This window comes from Sphingobacteriales bacterium, assembly GCA_016706405.1.
Classification (GTDB): domain Bacteria; phylum Bacteroidota; class Bacteroidia; order Chitinophagales; family UBA2359; genus BJ6.
The window spans coordinates 1047528-1068922 of record JADJJT010000001.1 but is presented as its reverse complement, the minus strand read 5'-3'; the positions used below and the strand labels follow the sequence as shown (position 1 = coordinate 1068922).

Sequence of the window (21395 nt, the reverse complement as noted above, 5' to 3'; positions counted from 1 at the left end):
TTGTGTTAAGGTGTTAATCTAAAAATTTATGCTTAATAATATCAATAAACTCTTTTACCGTTGGGTCATGGTCTTGCCAGCCCATTTCGTGCCTAACATTTAGGTTAATATAGGTTAGTGCCTCAATATAGCCCTTACTGTTTACCACCGTTTGTATAGTCCGCTGGTATGCTTGCTCATTGCCATTGAACAGCGTTTTAATGAAGGCAAATTTTTGGCTCATATTTATAGGCAAGCTATCTTTATTATTAGTTTGTCCGGCTAATTTATCAGCCAGACTTAGTTCTTCACTTTGCGATTCAATTTGTGTTTGTGGTTGAAATAATTGGTTTAGCTCGCCCGGGCGAAGTGCCACTGTTTCGTCGCCCAATAGTGGTGGATTAAGTACTGCTTCAATTGGTGTTTCGGCCTCTGGAGGTTCTGATACAGGTAATTGTTGGGCTTGTTCTAATAATGTTTGGTCAAGCACCGATGTTTTTAAGCCCATGTTTGCCTCCGTTTTTGGAGCTTCGACAGTAACAATTATTGGCTGTTCAATAATTGGTTCTTCATTTGTTATAGTTATTTCGGGGGTTGGCAAGGTGGGTATAATTTCAAATAATGGCTCGTCTGCTACTTCAATATCTTCGGCAATCCATTCTTCTTCAATTAAGTTACTGCTATTTGTGGCTGTTTCATTTGTTTCTGTATTGCTAACAGGTGGCGGAGTTGTTTCAGGCGTTGGTGGTGTTTCAACGCCATAGCCTAATTCTTTTAATGTTTCAAAAATATCGCTGGCTGCGTGGTGGCTTTCCTCGTTTGCAGCTGTTGGCAAGGGCGGTGGTTGTACCGACATGTCCTCCGGTTCAAGTATTGCATCTAAGGGCGGAATTACAACCGAGTGCAGTTCGTTTATGTCTTCGGGTGGCAAGGGAGGAGGCGCGAGGGGCGGAGCATCTGTATCCGGAAGTTTAGGGGTATTTTCAACTAAAACTGCTACGGGTACTGAAACTTCCGGAGAAAAAACGGCTTTTTTAGCTTCTTTCTGTTTTTGTTCTAATTCAATTATAAATTCATACAACTCTAACGAATACTGTTTTAGCAGCATCAACTCAATATGATTAGGCTGTTCAATGTGGTCGCGAATACTACGGTATAAAAAGTTCATTTTTTCGACCGTAATAGCAATTTTTTTCAAAGAAAGTTTGTCCATGGTTTAAAAAAATAATGTGGTTTTAAGGAGCAAGGTGGTTTCAGCACGTAAATTTAGGGCAAAGAAAGCAATTATTATGCCATCAAGCTTTAAATTTACAAAAAAAGCCGCTATTTATTGAAGGAAGAAAATTAATTTTGATAAAATAAATAAATTAGCTTTATTTTTTAACTAATTGAATACGGCTGTATCAAGCTTTGGGCAAACAATTATCCGGAAAATGAGGTGGCTAAGCGCCGGAAATCTCGTAATCAAACAAACCATTTATTGAGATAAAAAAACGAGGTTAAAGGTTGCTTGAAAACAAACAAACTTTAACCTCGCACGAATTAGCCAACAGTACAACCGTTCTATTAAATTTAAAATACGGGGTCTGTTTTTAACTCGATAATTTTAAGCTTTTAATTGGCTTTGCAGGGGCATAACTTTTAATTGTTATTTAAAAAATATACCTAATGCCTAATTGTGCTTGCCAAACATCGTCTAAACCAGCGCGTTTGCCAAAAGCTTCGGTGGCGTATATACTTTTTCCTTCACTATCTTTAGCCGATTTTGAAAAATTATACACAGGGTTGGTATAATTGCCATTGGCATCTTTGTCGTAGCCTGCAACTTTCAAGGGGTTCGCTAAATTAACTTGGTTGCCCACACCGGCGCTGCTGCTTAATAAATTGCCAAAATTGTAAAAATCGGCGCGTATTTGAATGGCATGGCGGCGACCTTTTATTTTAAGGCCAAACTCTTGCTGAAACGCCAAATCTATCGTCGAAAGCCATGGTAATATAGCGCCGTTGCGTTCGGTATATTGTCCTTTTAAATCATTGAGGTATTTATTGCCCTCAACAAAGGTCATAAAGGCCGTTGCTTGTTCGGCAGCCGTTTGTAACACGTTACCATCTTTGTCTGTTACATCTTTAAACTTAATATCATTAGCATCTTTGGGTACATATAACAAATCGTTGTTGCTGTTGCCGTCTCCGTTTAAGTCGCCGTTATAATAGAAAGAGTAACGTCCTTGGTTGCCCGTTTGAAAAAATAACGACAATTGCGAAGCCATAAATTTAGCGTATTCAAATCGGTAAGATGCTGCTGCAATAAGGCGATGCAACTGGTCAAAATCGCTATACGACAAGCCGGGGTTATTATTGTTGTTAATTGATTTATTATCGCTCCAAGATGACGAGGCAATAGAGCCAGCCGTAATTAAATCTTTAGCCTGGCCGTAGTTATAACCTAACATTAGGTAAAGCCCTTTTGAAAACTGCCGCTCAAGTTTTGCTGTTATACTGTACGATGCGCCTTGGTCGGAGTTGATTAAAACAATATTTTCGGTTATTTGGTCGTTAATATTGTTTAGTTTTGACTGACTACTGCCGGCATTAATTCCAGGCATAAATGGGCGGGTATCGCCTCCAACACTAAAATTACCACTCGAAAGTTCGTGGTTGGCGTTTATATACATCACATTGTTTAGTGTTTTGCTGTAAACCCCCTCAAGCGTAGCCACTAAATTAAAGGGCAATGATTTGTCTATGGCTAAATTGGTACGCCACAACTGCGGAAATTTAAAATTGTGGTCAATAACGGCAAGGTTATAGGTTGAGGGCGTAGTGGCGTTTTCCGGAATAAAGGCTTCAACATCCGGATTAAATTGGTATGCTTTGGTATCTTTTACCCGGAGTTCGCCCATGAAAAGGCCGTTGTTTCCTACTTGGTTCGATATCCAAACAAAGGCCGGACGTCCTGAGAACAAGCCTGTTCCGCCTCTAATTTGTAAAGAGCGGTCGCCTTTGGGGTCGTAATTAAAACCAATGCGTGGAGACCATAAGATACTTGCTTTCGGCAGCTCGTCGGTGCTGTATGAGGTTTCAGAGCCATCGGCAAGTTTAAATTTAAGGGTATCAACAGCCGGATTTTTCAGAGCAGTGTTTCCAAAAAATGGTATATCGGCGCGTACCCCTACGGTAAGTTTAAGTTTATCTTGAACCAAATTAATTTCGTCTTGGGCATAAACTCCGGGCATATAAGCTTTGGTAGTGGCAATTGGCAAAGCGGCATCTTTAAGCCCCGAGTAGCCTAAACGGTACTCTTTTGCTACAATACTGGTATCGCCGTTTGCCGAGGCATAAAAATCTTCTAACGAAGCAAATGTAAACTGGCCGTAGTACGAGGGGGTAAAGGTGTTTTCAAACACAAACGACTCGAAATTGATGCCGGCGGTAATAGTGTGGTCGCCAGCGTAGTAAGTCAAATTATCCTGAAACTGCCAGGTATCGGTATTTAAGCGGTTATTTGCCGTAAAGGGCTCGTAGCCAAAAGAGGTATAAGTTTTGCCATCTTGCTGAATATCAACCAACGGAAACAAACTGCCAAAACTATTGCGGTAGTCACGGTTTGCGGTAAAACCAATTTGCAATAAATTCGACATTTTATTGCTAAAAATACTGTTTACCTCGCCAATTACCGAGTGCAAATCGTTGTTTATAACGTAGTTTGCACCTTGAAAATTTAAAGCATCTTTGTTTAAGCGGCGATTACCGCTAACGGCACGGCTATTGCTAATTAACACGTCTCGGTACGAGCGCAAATAATTGTATCTTAAACTTACGCGGTGAGTTTTGTTAATATTATAGTTTAATTTAAACAAAGCTTTATTGCTCCAGGTATCTAAGTTGTAGTTTTCGTAAGCGCCTGGGTCATAATTAAATTTCGATTTTAAAAATGCTTTAAGTTCGTCTAATTTCGAGGCCCAAACACGTGTTACATTGGGGCTGGTTGGGTCGGTACTAGTTGAGTCGCGGAAGGCTAAAAACGAAGTAGCCGGATCGCTGCGGCGTTCTGCTTCGGCATTTACAAAAAAGAAAAGTTTATCTTTAACCAAGGGGCCGCCAAGCCTAAAGCCATATTGTTTTACGTCAAAATTGGTTTTTACAACCTCAACGTCTCCAGCTTTGCTGCCTGCTAAGTTTTGGTTTCTGAAATTATAAAATAGCGAGCCTTCAAACTGGTTTGAGCCACTGCGGGTAACGGCGTTAATACCAGCGCCCACAAAACCGCCCTGTCTAACATCGTAAGGAGCTACGTTAATTTGTATTTCTTCAACGGCATCAAGCGAAATTGGGGTCGAGTTGGTTTGCCCTCCCGGAAGCCCAGCCAAGCCAAAACTGTTGTTAAAAATTGAGCCATCAATAGTTAAGTTGTTAAAACGGCTGTCTTGGCCGCCAAACGAGGGGCTGTTGCCCGTTGTGGCTGCCACTGACGATGATTTGCCTTGTGGGGTTAAGCGTACAAAATCGTTTAAACTGCGGCCTAAGGTAGGTAAGGCAGCAATGGTTTTTTCGCTTATGTTTGTAGCAGCGCCGGTGCGGTCGCTGTTCATAATTTCGCTGCGCACTGCCGTTATTACTACCTCGCTCATAGTAGTGGAGGTTTCGGCAAGTACCACATTTAGCCTAAAATTTTGGCCTAAGCTTAAATGAATATCGCTTTCTTCGTGGGTTTTGTGGCCAAGATACGAAACAGTAATTTGGTAGGGGCCACCAATCCTAACGTTTGGCAGGTTGTAGCGCCCATCCTCACGGGTTGTAATTCCGTAAACTGTTCCTGATGGCAGGTGCTTGGCTATTACAGCCGCCCCGGGCAAAGGATCGCCCTTACTGTTGGTAACACTGCCAAAAAACGAGGCCGATGTTACACCTTGCGCCCTTACTTGAAGGCTCACAAAGAAAAGGTTTAAAATTAATAAACCCAATAATGTGTAAATTCGTTTGGTCATAAATTTTTATTTTATAAATATGAATTTATTTTGCGCATTTCTTGCTTGCAAAGATACATAGTATCAAGCCGTTTTTTTAGTTTTATTCGGTTATTTTTTTATTAAGTTTTTTCTTGCCTTAATAATTGGGACAATTTGCTCCTAAAAGATAAAAAACATCCGGAAAATTTACAAGTTGATAGCTTTTGGACTTATCCGGAACGTAAAAAAAAATAGAATTACAACAAAATATAAATTAGAATATAATCGCTAATCTTGTGTTTTGGGGCCGTACGCTAAATCGCCGGCATCACCTAATCCGGGAACAATATACCCTTTGGCTGTTAACTCCTCATCTAAGGCTGCCACCCATATATGTGCGCGCGGAAAATGTTTGTGCACCTCGCGAACACCTTCGGTACAGGCAATTACAGCGGCAACATGAATTTCGGTGGGTTGCCCTTCGGCTAAAAGTTGTTCAATGGTTAAGGCCATACTTGCCCCGGTAGCCAGCATGGGGTCGCAAACAATTAAAATACGATTATCTAAATTTGGGCAGCTTAAATATTCTATCTGGATGGTAAATTTACCGCTTTTATGGTGTTTTCGGTACGCCGAAATAAAGGCATTGTCGGCTTTGTCGAGCATATTCAGCAAACCCTGATGTAGTGGAAGCCCTGCGCGCAAAATTGTTGCTATTACTGGCTGTTGTTGTAAGACGGTGCATTGGGCAGTACCAAGCGGCGTAGCTACATTTTGCGTAGTAGTAGGTAAAGTCCGGCAAATTTCAATGGCAAGTGCTTCGCCTATGCGTTCAAGGTTTCGCCTAAAACGCATCCGGTCGGTTTGTACATCTGTCCCTCTAAGTTCGGCAATAAACTGCCCTACTAAGGGGTTGTTCAAACTAATATTGTGTAACATAGCCGTTAAATTATAGCATTTTTTATAAATTGAGCTGCGTACTCAAAAACATTAGCTTAAATAGGTGCTAAGTTTGTATAGGCCTTAATTTTTGGCTGCAAATTAAGAAATAAAAGCCGAATTTACATTTACTATTTTACTTTTTTACGGCATTTATATAAAATCTATCTTCGGCAATTTTAAATTGATTGGGTTTAGTGCGCGGAATGATAAAGGTTTTCCAATCGGTAGTGGGCTGTATATAATGAAGTTTGCCGTTAGCATCGTACCAGCCGCAGGGCATATTAAAATTTGAAACATTGGCAACCCAGCGCATTTTTACCGAAGTGCCTTTAGGGTTTACTTTGTATTCTAAAGTAGGGATATTGGGGTAACGCAGGTATTGGTCAAAAATGAGGTCAAGTTTTAAGCCCGATTTTGCATTCATATATTGCAAAATAGTATCGGTAGTAACAATTTTATGCCGGTAATCGGTTAATAAGCCTTTTATTATTTGCGTCCATATTTGGTCGTTATTAATAACCTGCCGTATGGTGTGTAACATTAACATGCCTTTTGTGTACATATCGCCGCTGCCCTCGTGATTAACACCGTAAGGGCCAATGATTGGAATATCGTTAGAAACACGGTTTTTTCCGGCATTACAATAATCGAGCATGGTTTGGTAGCCGTGTAGGCATTCAACGTACAAGGCTTCGGCATAGGTGCAAAACCCTTCATGAATCCACAAATCGGCAATATCAGCGCTGGTTATGCTATTGCCCCACCACTCGTGGCCTGCTTCGTGAATGATTATATAGTCAAATTGCAACCCAATACCCGAATAATCCATACCAGCATAGCCCGTTTTGTAGTTGTTGCCATAGGCAATACCGCTTTGGTGTTCCATGCCCAAAAAAGGCGTTTCAATGAGGGCAAACCCGTCTTCAGGAAAAGGGTATGGGCCCATTTTTTCTTCGTAACAACGCAGCATGGGTTTTACTTGGGCAAAGTGTTTTTTTGCTTTGTCTAAATTATAGCGCAATACATAATAATTAATAGGTAAAACACTTGCGTCGGCTTGTTTAAAAGTATCGGCATAATGTACCAAATCGGCTAAGGTAAATGATACAGCGTAGTTGTTTATGGGGTTTTTTACCATCCAGTTCCAGCGGGTGTATTCGCCTTCGGGCAGGGTGTCGGTTGGCATTCCATTAGATGCACATACTAAATTTTTAGGGGCGGCAATGCTAATGCGCATACTGTCGGGCTCGTCGCTTTGGTGGTCTTTGTTTGGCCACCAAATACTTGCACCAATGCCTTGGCAGGCCACACTAATCCACGGATTTTTATTTTTGTCTTTACTCCACACAAAGCCACCATCCCATGGGGCATTTCGGGCAACTATTGGTGTGCCCGAGTAGTAAACGCGCAATTTTTGCACCGAATTAAGGGGTAATTTATCCGAAAAATTGATAAAAAAGGCGTTAAAATCGCGTTTAACTTTAAGTATTTTATTGTTAAAAACAACGCTGTCAATATTTAAATTCTGAAACAAATCGAGCTGCATGGTAACATGTTGTTTTTGTACCAAAAAATAAATTTCGTTGTAGCCTTGTATTGCTCTTTTATCCGGAAATACTGATAGGTGTAAATTATAATGCACCACATCAAACCAATTGCGGTCGGCGGTTAGGGTTCCGCGCAAAGTATCGCCACGTGTAAAATGGGTTTTTTCTCCCGACAACGGTTGTGCATTTATGGTTATAGTGGTAGCACAAAACATCGAAATCAGCAAAGCAAACCAATGTAAAAATGTGTTTATAGAAATAGGCGAAAAATACATTTTTATTGCGATTATATTCGAAATATTTAATTATTGGTTTGACGCTTAATAAAGTGGTAGTTGAGTACGTTTTTTACTCAACGGTTACCGATTTGGCTAAATTTCGGGGTTGGTCAACATTGCTGCCGCGCATAACTGCAATATGATAGGCCAATAATTGGAGTGGAATTACACTAACCAAAGGTGCAAGTGGTTCGGCAACATCCGGAATTTCAATTACATAGTCGGCCAAATCGTGCAAAAGTTCGTCGTTTTCGTTCGTAATGGCAATAATGCGGCCATTGCGGGCTTTCACTTGTTGTATATTGCTGATAATTTTGTCGTAAGCACTTTTATTGGTAGCTAATACTACAACGGGCATATTTTCGTCAATTAGGGCTATGGGGCCGTGTTTCATTTCGGCGGCGGGGTAGCCTTCGGCATGTATATACGATATTTCTTTTAATTTTAGTGCCCCTTCCAAAGCTACAGGGTAATTATAGCCGCGTCCGAGGTATAAAAAGTTCCGGACGTTTTTAAAAAGGTCGGCAATACATTCAATTTGGTGTTCGGTTTCGAGGGTTTTTTTAATTTTTGCCGGAATTTGTTCTAATTCGGCCAACAACTCGCGGTAGCGGGTTTCGGTTAGGGTGCCGCGCTGGTGCGCCAGCCGAAGCGCCATTAGGGTTAGTATAGTTAGTTGGGCGGTAAAAGCTTTGGTGCTGGCTACACCAATTTCGGGTCCGGCATGGGTATAAGCACCTGCGTCGGTCTCGCGCGAGATAGAGGAGCCAACTACGTTGCAAATACCTAAAATAGTAGCCCCTTTTGATTTAGCTAACTGTATAGCAGCTAAGGTGTCGGCTGTTTCTCCGGATTGTGAGATAGCCATTACTACATCGTCTTCGAAAATAACGGGATTTCGGTAACGAAATTCTGAAGCGTATTCAACCTCAACGGGTATGCGGGCTAGGTCTTCAATTAAATATTCGCCCACTAATCCGGCATAAAATGAGGTGCCACAGGCTACAATAATTATTCGGCGGGCATTTATCAATTTCTGCTCGTAGTTTTCTATTCCGCCTATTTTAATGATACCATCTAAAGCATTTAAGCGTCCGCGCATACTTTCGGCAACCGAGTTTGGCTGTTCGTGTATTTCTTTTAGCATAAAATGTTCGTAGCCACCTTTTTCTAAGGTTTCTAAGTTCCATGTCAATTCATGTACAAATGGTTCTTTTGGTTGATTTTCTTTGGCATTTTTTATAGCTAATTTTTTATCGGCATCCATATTAATAACGGCTACTTCATAGTCATCTAAATAAACCACGTTGCGCGTATGCTCAATAATTGGCACACCGTCTGAGGCAATAAAAAACTCTTCTTCGTTTTTGCCAATACCTATTACTAAGGGGCTACTTTTACGGGCTGCCACCAATTTATGGGGTTCGTCTTCGCTTATAACTACAAAGGCGTAAGCACCTTCAACAAACCTAAGTGCTATGCGCATTGCATCTTCTAAAGGTACGCCGGGCAAACGATTTTGTACTTCTTCAATTAAATGCGGGATGGCTTCGGTGTCGGTGTCAGAATGAAACTGATAGCCGCGTTTTATTAATTCTTCTTTTAAAACAGCGTAGTTTTCAATAATACCGTTGTGAATAACGGCAATTTTACCACTACGCGATACATGTGGGTGGGCATTTATATTGTTGGGTGCGCCGTGGGTAGCCCAACGAGTATGGCCTATGCCAACCTGCCCATGTGGGGCAAGTGGAGCGGCGTAATTATCTAAATCTTGTACTTTGCCTTGTCGTTTGTAAATTTGTAAACTGCCATTTAGCAGAGCAACGCCTGCGCTGTCGTAACCACGGTATTCTAAACGGCGAAGCCCATTAATAATGATAGGGTAGGCTTGTTTTGGGCCAATATAGGCAATAATTCCACACATAGTATTATTTGATAAAGTAAGATGAGGTTTTCAAAAAGTTCTTCTTTTAGGTAAAGGCTGCTAATTTTTTTATTTCCGGATAGCACTGATTTGCGCTTAGGCTATCTTGTACTACGTGCCGGGTATTATTTATTTTACAGGCGTGTAAATTAGGTTTAATTTCATACGATAAGCTGGGTTTGGATAATTTGGCCCGGCAATTAACACGCGGTCGGCGCGTAAAACCTGCCGGTTAATAAAAAAGCGGTCGGCAGCGTTGGTTATTTGTGGTTCAATTAATTTTTGCTGCAAGTACTCGGTTAGCAATAAGGTATAACGGCTGTTTGTAACAGGAATTGGAGCGATGTTTAACCAAGTGGTGTCGGAGGTATTGCGTTGGGCATTGCGTGCAAAGCTTGTTATAACTTTTCCGGAGGTATCAACAGGCGTAAAAGTAAGCTCGCCTGGGGTCTGGTAGGTATAATTTGTTTGCGGAACGATATACATTTCTAACTCGGCTTTGTTTACCACAATATTTCCTAATTTATTTAAGTTCGGAATTTTTAATTCGAAGCCCAATCCGGCCATTGATTTTAAAAACAGTTGTTCGTTGCCATTTGGGGCAGGTTGGGCAAGGGCATTGCCGGCGGGGTATCCGGAGTAATTGTGCTCGTAGTGGTTAAAGACGGCGGTATTTGCTCCCATTGGAAAATCAACGGTAGTAAATACGCCGTTGGTGTGATAGTATAAAACTAACCTTGATTGGGGGTTGAACAGGCTAAAATAGGCAATATTTTGGTTGGCAGCATCGGCCTCGAAGTAAAATCCTTTAATAAATTTAGAAAATGCTTCGCTATTGGCAAATTTTGCTGTATCGGTTTCGTTTATTATGCGTTCGCCAATTTCGTTTGGCAAGGTAAAGCGCAGTTGGGGGGCAACATTTATTTTGGTTACGACCGAGTCTTTTCCGGCTTTGTTTTTAAGTACGGTGTTTATGGCCAATGAGTCGGTATAACGATGTACAAAACCTGATTTTTCGGTTAAAGGCGTTGGATTGTGGGCTAAAGTTTGATTTTGGTAATACGTAGTATCGGCATCCATTGGTTCGGTAAGCTCGTAAACACGCACGGTGTTTGGTGCATATTTTGTGCCATAGGGAATTTCGGAGGCATAGGCCAACACCAACACGACCGAATCTAAGGTGGCATCGTTGGGCAAATTTAAGTTATTTTGTGTTAGCCGTACTTGTGTGTACAGGTGGGCAGCCGATTGGCCAAAATAGGGGTCGTTGTTAATTGCCCCCAGCAAAAAGTTGCGTTCTTGGTTGTTAATGAGGCTGGTAATTAACGAGTCGCTGGGTATAGTATTAACCCACAACTGCAAAGTATCGGTTTTAAGGGCATCTATGTATTGTTCGGGTTCAATTAAGTCGAGGCCTAATGTGCTTGTTTCGCCGCAGCTATTTGCAAAAAATATAGTTGAAATGCCTAAAAAAAACAGGCAAAAATAACGCAAAAAAGCAAATTTCATATTAAAAACGGGTAATTCAAACAAGTTAGTTTACTATAATCGCAATAGAAAAATACAAATATAGATATGGGCTAAAACGCCCTGCTTATTTATGATAAAAAATTTGCACTAAAAGCAAATAATAAAGAGGTGATTTTTTTAAAATTGGTTGCAAGGTTAGCCTATTATTATTTTGTTAAAACTCGCACCTATTTTTTTATGTTTTGTAGTAGGTTGCTAACTGCTTTACACAACAATTAATAACTAATATCTATTGCGTTTGTTCGCCCAAATCAAAAAGTTGTTGATATAGGTTTTTGTACGCGCCTAAGTAATTATCGTCGGCGTAATGGTCTAAAAAAAGCAGATCTTTTTTGTTTTTGATAAAATTGTCTAAGTCGGCATCAATTTGGCTGTTAGTAGTGGCGGTAACTACGGCATCGGCCCAGTTAATAGCTGCTTTATGCAAATCGTTATTACTTGTATTGCCAAAGGCTTCGAGGTCGGCCGGGTTGCCACCTTTCATGGTTGCTTTTAGTTTAAAACTTTCCTGATTTAAAGTGCCTTCAAACTCGTTGTCGTAAACCGAGTATATTACCTTTGAATTCGAAAAAACGGGCACATTATTATAAAACGTTTTTACGTACCAGGGCACTAAGCTTGTCATCCAGCCGTGGCAGTGTATTACATCGGGCGCCCAGCCAAACTTGCGCACTGTTTCGAGCACGCCTCGGCAAAAGAAAATCATACGCTCGGCATTGTCATCAAAAAAATTCCCATCATCATCGGTTAAAACAGCGCGACGTTTGTAATAATCTTCATTCTCTAAAAAATATACTTGTAAACGCGATCCTGGCATTGATGCCACCTTAATTATAAGTGGAAAATCATCCTCGTTTATAATTATATTAATCCCCGAAAGGCGTACAACCTCGTGCAGCCGGTGTCGGCGCTCGTTAATAGCTCCAAATCGGGGTGTTAGCACGCGCAATTCATGGCCTTGCTGGTCTGACAGAAAAAGTGGTAATTTGCTCGATATTTGCCCAATGGCAGTATCTTCGCCCAAGTAGGGCAGTATCATGTGAGAAATGGAAAGTATCCGTTTTTTTACGCTCATATAGTATTTGTAAATTGCCGAGTTGATTTAATTTACACTTTTGCGATGCAGGTAAAGTAGTAAGGTTACATCTCGGGCAGGTGGTCAATTGGCTTATCCGGATAAAAATAAGCTAAAAAATTTTCCGGATATTAAAAAAACGCACAAAGGTACAAAAACTAATCCGGATACCCTAGTTTTCAAAACATATAGCCGTAAAAACATTGACTCTAACTATATAAATTCGTTAATTTGAGGTGGTTTTTAGTTTGCCATTGCTTCAAGTTCGGCTTTTCTGAATTTCAAAATTTTTTCTATCAACTCAATCGGCAGTGTTTGGTTGTGTGGTATTTGAATTGCCGCCTTCGAAACTTTATAGGCTTTTAGTGGCTCTTCAAACTCTTTTAAAAAAGCCTTACTCCAAGGACTTGATAAGGTTAAATGTTTGGTAAATGCACAATAGTAAATTAATTTATACTTGTTGTGTAATTGAAATGCCGGTATTTGATAGCTGATAATTTCTTGCACATTAGGGGCAATTTTATGAACCATTTCGCGGATTGTTTGCATGCGCGCGGCAATTTCAGCCGGAAAAACCTCGTGGTAATCGTTGATGGTTTGGTAGTTTGTTTTGGCCATTTGTTAGGTAGGTATTTTTTATTTAAGCGCTGCAAGGATTATCTTTTTTTGTTCAAATGTATTGAGCAGCGCTTTATCTCTGACTATAGGGTCGTTGCTGTTAATAAGCTCGAAGTATTCAACAGGCACCACTTGCCACGACAAGCCATATTTGTCTTTACACCAACCGCAGGGGCCTTCTTCGCCGCCGTTGGCAGTAAGGGCTTCCCAGTAATAATCCACTTCTTGCTGGTCTTTGCAATTAACAACAAATGAAATAGCTTCGTTAAATTTAAACAAAGGCCCGGCTGCCAAAATACTAAATTCTACTCCGGCAATTTCTATTACTGCGGTATCAAAACTACCGTGGGGCATGTCTTGTCCATCCGACAATTTGTCGTATAAGCGGTAATCTTTTAATTTGCCGCCTTTAAAAATTGAAAGGTAATATTGGGCTACTGCCTTGGCATCTTTTTCGACCCACAAACACGGTGTAATTTTCTGAATGTTCATGTTTTTAATTATTTATTTAGTTGATAATGTTTGATTTGCTCTAATTCAAGTGCCAATAAATAAAAAACCATCCGGATATCTTATCCGGATGGGTCTATTGGGGGTAAATAATATAAATATCTAATTTGTAATCAATAAAAATGGTTTAGTTTGTTTATTGTCCAACGCGCATACCATTTTGGTAGGTAGCAATAAAGGCATCTTTAAATTCGCGGCTATGAACCTGCATAAGTGCGGCCTCAACATCGGCTTGCGATTTATAACCACTAAGCATAACACGTTGCATGCCGTTAGCGCCGGGTTCAGCTATAAGAGTGCCTAAGTCGCTAAGTGTGCTGTAATTGCCCATATTTGGCGAACTTTGAACATCAAGTTGTATTTTGTATTCTATTCCAGAAGTTGCTGGCCCTGAAGAGTAGCCACCTGTAGCGGGGGTATAGCAACAATCTAAAGTTTTGCCGCTACCAGTGCTGCCTTGGTAAAACAAATTTCCAGAGGAGGTAGTACCTGTGTTTCCGGTATAATTGCCCGTAGTTGCCTCTGAGCTATAGCTGCTTCCGGATGAATAAGTGCTGCCAGTGTTCATGCTGCTATTATCGTAATAAGTTGAGCCACTTGAATAAGTAATGTTGCCTGATGGTGATGATGTTGATGATGATGTGTAGGACGAAGAACTGCTATTGCTTTCATTGTAGCCAGTTTCACCACCGCTGTAACTACCATTGCCATTTTTATAGTAGTTTTTGCCTCGATGTTTGTCGGTTTCGTAGTAATACCTTGGCACACTCATATTGCCTTGTAATCCAGGAACTACGCCTAATAATACAAACTCGGTGCGACGATTATCTTGGTGTTTAGCGTTATTGCAGTTTACGCCGTCAGCACATTCGTTGGTTAGCTGGGTTTCGCCGTAGCCTTGCGAGTTTAGTCTATCGTTAGAAATACCTCGTTTAGTAATATATGACCGTGCTGAGGCTGCGCGGCGGTCTGAAAGGGCTTGATTATACTCATGCGAGCCACGCGAGTCAGTATGTGCCCTAAGTTCAACTACTAAGGCGGGATTGTCATACATAAATTTCACTACTTTGTCTAATTCGGGGCGGGCATCTTTGCGAATATAGTGTTTGTCAAAATCATAATAAATATGGTTTAAGGCGTCGCCTAAAATTGGGTTATATTGGCCGTTATCAATAATTGGAGGTAGGCTACTACCATCAATTGGAATGTATTTAGTTCCATCGGGGGTTTGTTTTGTACCATCCGGAGAATTTGGGTCGGGTACTACCGGTGGCATTTTAGTAATTTCAATATCTTCAACTGTAATTGGGTCTTTTGCACTACATTTTTTGCCTATGGTGCTAACGGTTTTGGTAACGGTAAAATATTTGTCTTTTTGGGCATACACGGTGTAGTCAGTTTCCGATTCGACATTAAAAGTATAGGTGCCGTCGGCTCCGGTTACAAATGTTAGCTCGTCGTTGGTTTTTGAATTTACAAGTTTAACAGTTGCTTTATCAACAGGCTCTTTAGTTTCTTTGTCAAAAACTTTACCCACAATGATACAGTTTTTACCTGCGCCTTCGGGGCAAATTGGTATTTTTAGTTCAATTTGGCGGCCTTTGGTATCTACTTTAATCTCTTCTTTGCCTTCATCGTATCCGGCTTTAGTGGCTACAACAGTATAGCTTTTGCCGGGCTGAAGCGGAAAGGTAAACATGCCATTTGCCTGTGTTTTGGCTTTTTGCATAATTTTTTCGCCTTCCATTAATTTTACTAAGGCGCCGTTAATAAGGTCGCCGGTTTCGCAATCTACCACAATACCCGTCATAATATTACTAAGTCGGGTAAAGGTATAAATGTCGTCGTCGCCAGCGCCGCCAGGGCGGTTCGATGAAAAATAACCGCGCTCATTTTCTTTATTGATAATGAATGCAAAATCGTCGCTGTTTGTATTTACGGGGTAGCGCAAATTTTCGGCTGCACTCCAAGTGCCATCGGGTTGTAATTTAGTCGAAAAAATATCGAGGCCACCTAATCCGGGCAAAGCATCTGACGAGAAGTACAAGGCGCCATCGGCACTTATAAAAGGAAACATTTCGCGGCCTTCGGTATTAATTTCCGGACCAAGGTTTTCGGGTGTGCCCCAGCTATCGCCATTTTTATATGCTACGTAAACATCGGTCATGCCATAACCACCTGGCATATCCGATATAAAGTACAAAGCCTGTCCGTCGGGGCTAAGGGCGGGGTGCCCTACCGAGTATTGGTCGCTGTTAAAGGGCAAACCTTTTACTTCTTCCCATTTTTCGCCTTTAAGTTTTGACTCAAAAATTTGAAGTTTTACGGTTTTCATGGCATCTTTTACGTTGTAACCTACATCGCCGCCAACTTTGTCGTAACCTAATTTACCTTTTTCAAAATTATTGCGGCAAAAGTACATTGTTTGACCATCTTCGGTAAAAGTTACCGTTCCCTCGTGTACCCAGGTATTTACTTGGCCTTTAAAATTTTCGCCTTTTTTAAATTCGGCGGGGTTTTCTTGGTTTTCTAATTGCGCATAAAACAAGTCTAAAAATGGGCGTTCGCGCCAATTATATTCAACATTAAACCTTACCCCCGTTTCGCTGGCATATACAATGCCTTCTTTGTAAAAAGCGGGGCCAAAATCGGCTTGGGCCGAGTTGATATTGGTTAGGGTAATATTATAAATGCCGGGGTCGGTCATAAAGTAATTAAATTGGTCGCAAGCCTCAACCTGCCTGATGCCGCGGGTGTCGGTAGGCACCAATTGAGCGTATTCAATGAAAGCCTGTTTTGCTTCTTCAAATTTGTTGTTAGATTTTAGCATCATGCCGTAATGGTAGCGGTGAATGGGTTCGGCTTCGGCTAATTGTACAACTTGTTCGTACCAATATTCGGCCTCAACGGGCATATTCATCAGCCGGTAACATTCGGCTAATTTAATTTTTGCTTCGGGCAGGTCTTCTTTCGACAAAATTTTCTTGTACGCCTCGGCAGCTTCGGGAAACGAATAGCCGTCGTACAGTTCGTTGGCCTTTTTTAGTTTGCCATCTTGCGCTTGTAGGGCAAAACCTGCAAGCAAAACAAGGGCAAAAGCCATCGCTATGTGGCGAAGAGAGTTCATGAAATACAAAATTTAAAATGTTTTATAAAGTTTTATTATTAATATCGAAGTTGGTAACCTACAAATTTACAACGACTTAAATTAATTTTTACAAAAAAATGATAATTGTAAAAAGTTGCTAACTTAATTACACCTCTAATTTGATTGTTTTTGTTTAAAAATATAGGCTGTCTTTTTAGTTCTGTGAACTTTTAAATTGGCTAAATCCTTATATTATAGGCACTTAGGCGCAAATTTGGAGGTGCAATATTGTATGCTACATTCCATAAACAGCGATAATTATGCCAATTCTTACAAAAAATGCTTGCTCAGTATATATTGACTTAAAAAAAAGTAAATTTTATTTATTTGAAGTTCAATTCTGGTATGTTTTTGGTGGTGGTATAATACCTGCGTCAAAACATTAACCAATTTTAACCTACCCCTAATTTAATCCCAATTTTAAAGATGGTTTGTTTGTTAATGTTTCATTAATATGCTTATTGAAAAAATAGTAAATTTTTAATTGATTGATAATTAGGTAATAATATATAACTGTTTAAATAATTGTTTTATATTAAGTTTTAAGTAGGATAGTTTGTGCTGCCATAATATCCGGAATAAACGAGAATACCACTTGATGCCTCCTGCAAGTTTGTAATTTTTAGTACAATGGGTTATCTTTGCAAGGCAGTTTGTGTTTGTGAATAAATAAAGTATAACTTATTTTGCCCTTTAAAACCAAATAACCAACCAAAAAAACCAATTAAAGCAATAAAGAAAAAGAAAATGAGTGCCTACGCCAATTTAAATACCAACTACCATTTATTATTGCAAAAACTCGATCAATTTATCCGGAAATATTACCTGAATAAATTGCTTCGTGGAACTTTATACACTATAGGGGTTGTATTAGCTGCTTTTTTAATAATTAGCATCTCAGAATATTACCTTTATTTCTCAACCACTATTCGTAAAATTTTATTTTGGGGTTTTATAGCCTTAGCAGCCGGTATTGGCTGGTGGGGCGTTTTGCAGCCTTTATTGCAATTTTTTAAATTAGGGCGTATTATTACCCACGAGCAAGCAGCTGCTATTGTGGGGGCACATTTTATTAATGTAAAAGATAAATTGTTAAATATATTACAACTTAAACATCAGGCCACTTCGCTTACCGACCGCGACCTTATTGAAGCCAGTATCAATCAAAAAATTGACGATATTAAGCCCGTTCCCTTTGTAGGTGCAATTAATTTAGCTAAAAACAAACAATATGTAAAATATGCGGCAATCCCGCTGTTGTCGTTGCTGGTTTTGGCTTACTTAGCTCCAAATTTGCTGCGCGAAAGCACCGAACGTCTTATAAATAACAACCAAGAATACGCCCCTAAAGCGCCGTTTACTTTTAAACTGCTAACCCAAAATTTAGAAGTAGTGCAAAACCAAGATATTACCCTTCAAGTTAAAACCGAAGGCAGTGTAATACCAAACGAAGCGTTTTTGCATATCAATAATTTTCCATACAAATTAACCAAAGGTGAACAATCCGGAGAATTTTTTTATAAACTTAGCAATGTGCAAAAAAGTGCAGTATTTTATTTTGATGCCAACGGATTTAGGTCAAACGATTATAATTTAACCGTAATACCTAAGCCCTCACTATTAAACTTTGATGCTGCGTTAAATTATCCGGATTATGTGGATAAAAAAGACGAAGTATTGCGCAACTCGGGCGATATGGTAGTTCCGGCCGGAACCAATGTTACCTGGACGTTTGAAGCAGAAAATACAGAAACAGTAAGCCTGCGTTTTGGCCCATCCGGAAGCCCTGAAACCAACGCCACACCAAGCAGCGGCAATAAATTTGAAATTACCAAACGCTTGTTTCAAAACACAAGTTATACCGTTTACCTGTCGAGCCAAAAACTACCCAAAGCCGACAGTATGACGTATATGATAACCGTAATACCCGATGCGCACCCAACCATTAGTGTTGAAGAACAACGCGATAGTACAGATGCCAAATTTAGGTATTTTATGGGCGATGCCAGCGACGATTATGGACTAAAATCCATGTATTTTAAATACCGGATTTCGCCCGCCGAAGTATCAGCCGATGGCCCTTACCAACAAACAAATATTGGCATTGAACCCGGTCGGAAAATTGCTACCTACACCTATACCTGGGATTTGGCCAAATTAAGCCTTAAACCCGGAGACCGCCTGACCTACTTTTTTGAAGTGTGGGACAACGACGCCGTAAACGGCAGCAAATTTGCCCGAACACAAATTATGAGTTACCAAGCTCCTACAAACAAAGAAATGGAACAGTTAGCCCAACAAAAAAACGAGGATGTAAAAAACGATTTAGACAAAGCCTTGAAAGATTTACAACAATTTCAAGAGGATATGAAAGATATTCAGCAACGCCTATTGCAAAAAAAGGAATTAAATTGGCAAGACAAACAACAAATTCAAGATTTGTTAAACAAACGGCAAGAAATGCAGGAACGCATTGAACAAGCCAAAAATAATTTTAACGAAAACCTTAAAAATCAACAGGAATTCAAAGAGTTTTCAGAACAAACTAAAGAAAAGTACGAGAAATTACAAGATTTAATGGATAAAATGATGACCGATGAAATGAAAAAACTAATGGATAAATTAGCGCAAATGTTAGAACAGATGAATAAAGATGAAATGATGAAAAAAATGGAAGACTTTAAAATGAGCGATGAACAGCTTCAAGATGAATTAGACCGGATGATGGAATTGTTCAAAGAACTGCAATTTGAACAAAAAATGGAGGAAACTATTGATAAACTGAACAAATTAGCCGAAGAACAAAAAAAATTAGGTGAAGAAACCGAAAAAAATAGTGATAATTCGTTAGAAGACAATAAAAAAGAACAAGAAAAAGCGACCGAAAAATTTGACGAACTTAAAAAAGATATTAAAGAATTAGATAAGTTGGCCGAAGAACTTAAAAAAGAAAAGGATATACAAGGCGATACCGAAAAACAACAGGAGGAGATTAGCAACGAACAAGAACAAAGCGAACAGCAAATGCAACAAAACAACAAACAATCGGCCAGCGACAAACAGAAAAAGGCCGGCCAAAAAATGAAGGAAATGGCCGAACAAATGCAAGAAATGCAACAAGAAATGCAACAAGAACAAGCAGAAGAAGATATGAAATCCATCAGGCAATTGCTTGAAAATTTAGTTCGCCTTTCCATGGATCAAGAAGAATTGATGGAAGACCTGAAAAAAACCAATATCAATAATCCGCGCTACGTTAAACTATTGCAACAACAAAACAAACTTCGAGACGACTCGGAGATGGTGCGCGATAGCTTAGTAGCACTTAGCAAAAGGGTTTTCCAACTCGAAGCTTTTATTACCAGCGAGTTAACCGAACTTTCGCGCAATATGGGCGATGCTTTAAGTAATTTAGCCGAAAGACGAGTAGCTCCAGCCGCTACCAACCAACAATTTGTTATGACCAGCCTTAACAACCTTGCCTTAATGCTTGATGAGGCCATGCAGCAAATGCAACAGCAAATGGCCGAACAACAACAGCAAAGTGGTGGCTCGTGTAAAAACTGCAAAAAGCCCGGAAAAGGCAAAGGAGGCAAACCCAGTATGAAAGGCATGGGGCAAATGCAAAAACAACTAAACGACCAAATTTCAAAACTTCAACAAGATATTAAAGAAGGCAAAAAACCAGGGGGTAAACAAATGAGTAAAGAAGCCGCCCAATTAGCACAACAACAAGAGGCATTGCGTCGCAGCTTAGAAGAGATGGCTAAAAAAATGGAAGGCAACGATGGCAAAAAAGGCGAAAAAGGTCAGGAAGGCAATAATGGTAAAAGCGGAAATGATAAAACAGACGAGCGCAAAAATAAAGACGGCAAAGGCGAAGAAAAAAATAAACAAGCCCGCGAACTGCGCGACTTGGCTAAAGAAATGGAACGCACCGAAACTGAATTGGTGAACCGCAAACTAACTGCCGATATGGTAAAACGCCAACAAGAAATTTTAACCCGGATGCTGAAAGTTGAAGAGTCAGAACGCGAACAAGAATGGGACGACAAACGCCAAGCAGAAACAGCGCAAAACAGAACACCTAACCCGCCGCCAGCTTTTGAAGAGTTTATTAAAAAACGGCAATCCGAAACCGATTTATACCGCACTGTTCCGCCCAACTTAAAACCTTACTACAAACAGTTAGCTGAGAAATATTTTAAATCAATTAGTTACTAATTTGTAATGGAGTGCGCAGCTCATAAATAGTTGGACTGCTACTTAACGCTAAAAATGAATCTGTTATGCACGAGTCAATTATTAAGGACGTAATATTTAGTTTCGATAAAAAACCAACAACAGACCAAATAATTGAACTTTATGATAAAGCGGGCTTGTCTCGGCCTACAAAGGACAAAGCGCGAATACAAAAAATGTTTGAGGCATCAAATCTTGTTGTAACGGCATGGATAAATGATGATTTAGTTGGTGTTTCGCGGTCAGTTACCGATTGGGTTTGGACTTGCTACCTTGCCGACCTTGCCGTTCATCCGGATTTTAAAAAAAAGGGAATTGGAAAAGAACTTGTGAGGCTGACAAAAGAAAAACTCGGAGAACAAGTAATGATACTTTTACTCTCGGCACCATCGGCCATAGAATATTATCCAAAAATCGGCATGATTAAAGAAGACAGAGCATTTTCAATTCTAAGAACCAAATAATTTATGTAAACTGCTTTTGATGACAATTAAACTTAAACCAAATACCATACTTATTTATTCTAAACGACAAGTTTGATTACCACATAATGCCAACAGCCGGGAATACTATCACATAACTCCTGGAATAAAGAAAGTTATTGGTTTAATTTTCCTCTCAAATAAAATTTGAGCCCAAGGCCGTGCCTT

Annotated in this window: 12 protein-coding genes; 2 read left to right on the top strand and 10 right to left on the bottom strand. The window is 40.0% G+C overall.

Features of this window, described 5'->3' with window-relative positions:
• Positions 1-13 precede the first annotated feature (13 nt).
• From IPI59_04080 to IPI59_04035, 10 genes are all read right to left on the bottom strand, one after another.
• Positions 14-1192 (bottom strand): hypothetical protein, encoded by a 1179-nt coding sequence (locus IPI59_04080; GenBank protein MBK7526731.1) that lies wholly within the window; start codon positions 1190-1192, stop codon positions 14-16.
• Between the two features lie 439 nt (positions 1193-1631).
• Entirely contained in the window at positions 1632-4967 is a 3336-nt protein-coding gene (locus IPI59_04075) for a TonB-dependent receptor (GenBank protein MBK7526730.1), read from the bottom strand.
• A gap of 249 nt (positions 4968-5216) precedes the next feature.
• Entirely contained in the window at positions 5217-5867 is a 651-nt protein-coding gene (gene upp / locus IPI59_04070) for a uracil phosphoribosyltransferase (GenBank protein ID MBK7526729.1), read from the bottom strand.
• Between the two features lie 136 nt (positions 5868-6003).
• Positions 6004-7692, bottom strand: a complete 1689-nt coding sequence (locus IPI59_04065) for a M1 family metallopeptidase (protein MBK7526728.1) — start codon at positions 7690-7692, stop codon at positions 6004-6006.
• A 73-nt stretch (positions 7693-7765) separates the two neighbouring features.
• Positions 7766-9622: a glutamine--fructose-6-phosphate transaminase (isomerizing) gene (gene glmS, locus IPI59_04060; GenBank protein ID MBK7526727.1), complete on the bottom strand. Its 1857-nt coding sequence runs from the start codon at positions 9620-9622 to the stop codon at positions 7766-7768.
• Between the two features lie 129 nt (positions 9623-9751).
• Positions 9752-11131: a DUF4270 domain-containing protein gene (locus tag IPI59_04055; protein MBK7526726.1), complete on the bottom strand. Its 1380-nt coding sequence runs from the start codon at positions 11129-11131 to the stop codon at positions 9752-9754.
• Between the two features lie 250 nt (positions 11132-11381).
• Positions 11382-12227 (bottom strand): glycogen/starch synthase, encoded by an 846-nt coding sequence (locus IPI59_04050; GenBank protein MBK7526725.1) that lies wholly within the window; start codon positions 12225-12227, stop codon positions 11382-11384.
• A gap of 243 nt (positions 12228-12470) precedes the next feature.
• The gene (locus tag IPI59_04045; protein MBK7526724.1) at positions 12471-12845 is read right to left on the bottom strand and encodes a DUF1801 domain-containing protein; all 375 of its coding nucleotides are present in this window, start codon (positions 12843-12845) and stop codon (positions 12471-12473) included.
• Positions 12846-12863: 18 nt separating this feature from the next.
• Positions 12864-13337, bottom strand: coding sequence for a VOC family protein (locus IPI59_04040; protein ID MBK7526723.1), 474 nt, complete (start codon positions 13335-13337; stop codon positions 12864-12866).
• A 154-nt stretch (positions 13338-13491) separates the two neighbouring features.
• Complete coding sequence (locus IPI59_04035; protein MBK7526722.1) at positions 13492-16482, bottom strand: carboxypeptidase regulatory-like domain-containing protein; 2991 nt, start codon at positions 16480-16482, stop codon at positions 13492-13494.
• A gap of 768 nt (positions 16483-17250) precedes the next feature.
• Between IPI59_04035 and IPI59_04030 the strand changes: the two genes are divergently transcribed.
• Together IPI59_04030 and IPI59_04025 are read left to right on the top strand one after the other, a co-directional pair.
• The gene (locus IPI59_04030; protein ID MBK7526721.1) at positions 17251-20727 is read left to right on the top strand and encodes a DUF4175 domain-containing protein; all 3477 of its coding nucleotides are present in this window, start codon (positions 17251-17253) and stop codon (positions 20725-20727) included.
• A gap of 65 nt (positions 20728-20792) precedes the next feature.
• A complete protein-coding gene (locus IPI59_04025) occupies positions 20793-21209 on the top strand; it encodes a GNAT family N-acetyltransferase (protein MBK7526720.1) in 417 nt (138 codons plus the stop codon).
• Positions 21210-21395: the final 186 nt, after the last annotated feature.

What these genes read in the sequence shown, in the direction of transcription:
- IPI59_04080 (MBK7526731.1), bottom strand. Translation starts at nt 1,192, where the DNA reads ATGGACAAACTTTCTTTGAAAAAAATTGCTATTACGGTCGAAAAAATG.
- IPI59_04075 (MBK7526730.1), bottom strand. Translation starts at nt 4,967, where the DNA reads ATGACCAAACGAATTTACACATTATTGGGTTTATTAATTTTAAACCTT.
- upp (MBK7526729.1), bottom strand. Translation starts at nt 5,867, where the DNA reads ATGTTACACAATATTAGTTTGAACAACCCCTTAGTAGGGCAGTTTATT.
- IPI59_04065 (MBK7526728.1), bottom strand. Translation starts at nt 7,692, where the DNA reads ATGTATTTTTCGCCTATTTCTATAAACACATTTTTACATTGGTTTGCT.
- glmS (MBK7526727.1), bottom strand. Translation starts at nt 9,622, where the DNA reads ATGTGTGGAATTATTGCCTATATTGGCCCAAAACAAGCCTACCCTATC.
- IPI59_04055 (MBK7526726.1), bottom strand. Translation starts at nt 11,131, where the DNA reads ATGAAATTTGCTTTTTTGCGTTATTTTTGCCTGTTTTTTTTAGGCATT.
- IPI59_04050 (MBK7526725.1), bottom strand. Translation starts at nt 12,227, where the DNA reads ATGAGCGTAAAAAAACGGATACTTTCCATTTCTCACATGATACTGCCC.
- IPI59_04045 (MBK7526724.1), bottom strand. Translation starts at nt 12,845, where the DNA reads ATGGCCAAAACAAACTACCAAACCATCAACGATTACCACGAGGTTTTT.
- IPI59_04040 (MBK7526723.1), bottom strand. Translation starts at nt 13,337, where the DNA reads ATGAACATTCAGAAAATTACACCGTGTTTGTGGGTCGAAAAAGATGCC.
- IPI59_04035 (MBK7526722.1), bottom strand. Translation starts at nt 16,482, where the DNA reads ATGAACTCTCTTCGCCACATAGCGATGGCTTTTGCCCTTGTTTTGCTT.
- IPI59_04030 (MBK7526721.1), top strand. Translation starts at nt 17,251, where the DNA reads ATGAGTGCCTACGCCAATTTAAATACCAACTACCATTTATTATTGCAA.
- IPI59_04025 (MBK7526720.1), top strand. Translation starts at nt 20,793, where the DNA reads ATGCACGAGTCAATTATTAAGGACGTAATATTTAGTTTCGATAAAAAA.